At 66.1% G+C, this 1,753-nt stretch carries 2 protein-coding genes; both read right to left on the reverse strand.

Annotation, left to right across the window (positions count from 1 at the left end):
• Positions 1 to 85: 85 nt before the first annotated feature.
• A complete protein-coding gene (locus EN893_RS32470; protein WP_127270848.1) occupies positions 86 to 1,114 on the reverse strand; it encodes a cupin domain-containing protein in 1,029 nt (342 codons plus the stop codon).
• Between the two features lie 133 nt (positions 1,115 to 1,247).
• Positions 1,248 to 1,753 (reverse strand): FGGY-family carbohydrate kinase (locus EN893_RS32475; protein WP_245490940.1); only part of this gene is annotated, 506 nt, incomplete at its 5' end.

A 1,753-nucleotide genomic window follows, 5' to 3' on the forward strand; every position in this document is an offset into this window, starting at 1 on the left:
GGTGGCACTGGAGGCCGCGCGCTCGGTTCCCGACGAATTCAGGGAGCTGGCGGAGAAGGAACTGTGAACCCGGGACCGCCGGGCGCTATTCCGTCTCCTCGCCGTCCCAGTACCGCCTCACCGCTCCCATGTCGAAAATGCCGTCGCGCCGGCGCAAGGCGTCGACCGCCATCTTGTTGGAATCGGGATAGACGCAGACCTCGTTGGGATTTTTCTCGCCGATCATCAGATAGCGGCACGGTTCCGTACCGCTGTTGAGGAAGGAATGCCCGACCGCCAGGCCGGCGGGAAAGCAGACATAATCGCCGGCCTTCATCTCGTGACGCTCCTCGCCAAGCAGCAGCGTCACCTGCCCTTCCAGAATCAGCGCGTGCTCCTCTTCGAGCATGTGGTAGTGCCTGGGCGCCAGGCGCATGCCGGGGGCCGGCGCCTCGATCAGCATGCCGACATGATAGTCTGGTAGTCCCAAAGCCGCATAGGTCAGATGCCTGGACCGGCCGCCGAACCGCGGGCCTTCGCCCTCGACCTTCCATTCGACGGCATCGCTGGCGACAGGCGGGATCGGCACGGCTGGGGGTTTGGTGATACCGGACATCACACCCGACGGCAGCGGATCGCCGGCGGCAAGGCCGGTGTTCTCGCCGTCCCAGTAGGTTCGAGTTGCAGCGAGATCGAAGAGCGCACGGCTACCCAGCGCGCGCACCAGCACCTTGTTGGAGGCGGTGTAGACGACCACGTCATTCGGGTTGCGCTCGCCGACGATGACATAGCGGCACGGCGCGTCGCCGGTGTTGATGAGGCAATGCCCCGCCGCAGCACCAGCCGGAAAGCAGATGTAGTCGCCGGCCTTCATGGCGTAGGCGGCGTCGCCGACATAAGCGGTCAGCGCCCCTTCGAGGATGAAGACATGCTCTTCCTCGAAAATGTGGTAGTGCGCCGGTGAGGTCTGCTTGCCCGGCGGCAGTTCCTCGATCGCCACGCCGACATGGTAATTCTCGCCTAGGGCGGCCAGCGACAGATGCCGGTAGCGCACGGCAAAGCGCGGCACATCGGACCATTCCGTCCATGGCACGCTGTCCGATGCGAATGGCACTGGCGATTTGTCGTCTGCCATCAGGCCTCCTGCTCCTGCCGCCTACCTCGTCGCGACGGAACAAAGCTGCCAGCTTCCGGCATCATCGCCAAGCGGTGTTCGCCACACTCCTGACAGAGCCGGGCAGGAGTCGCTGGCCTTTCGAAACAGTTTCTCAGCCCCTGATCGCCTTGCCCGCCTGCTGCAGCAGCTCGAACGCCGCGAAGCGTTTTGCATGCCAGCCGCCCAGCGTAGCGTCGGGATGATAGACCTCGCCGAGTTCCGACATGCCGGCCATCGCCCCCGTCAGATCCCTGTAGGCACCGGCGGCGACCGCGCCCAGCATAGCCGAGCCGAGCAGCACCGGTTCCGGCGAGGTCGACGCCACCACCACCATGCCTGTGGTATCGGCAAGCAGCTGGCGCACCAGCGGGCTTTGGCCGGCGCCGCCGCTGACCACGATGGTGTCGACGGCAATGCCCTTGTCATGCTCGGCCCGCACGATCTGGCGCGCGCCATAGCCCAGCCCGCAGACCCCGGCGACATAGAGCCCGACCAGGCTGTCGAGGCTGGTGTCGAGATCGAGCCCGGCGATCAGCGCGCGCGCGTCCGGGTCGGCGAAAGGTGCGCGGTTGCCGAGAAACTCCGGCACCACATGGATGCCGCCGACCAGCGCCGGCG

Source organism: Mesorhizobium sp. M7A.F.Ca.CA.004.04.2.1, from assembly GCF_004022825.1.
Lineage (GTDB): Bacteria > Pseudomonadota > Alphaproteobacteria > Rhizobiales > Rhizobiaceae > Mesorhizobium.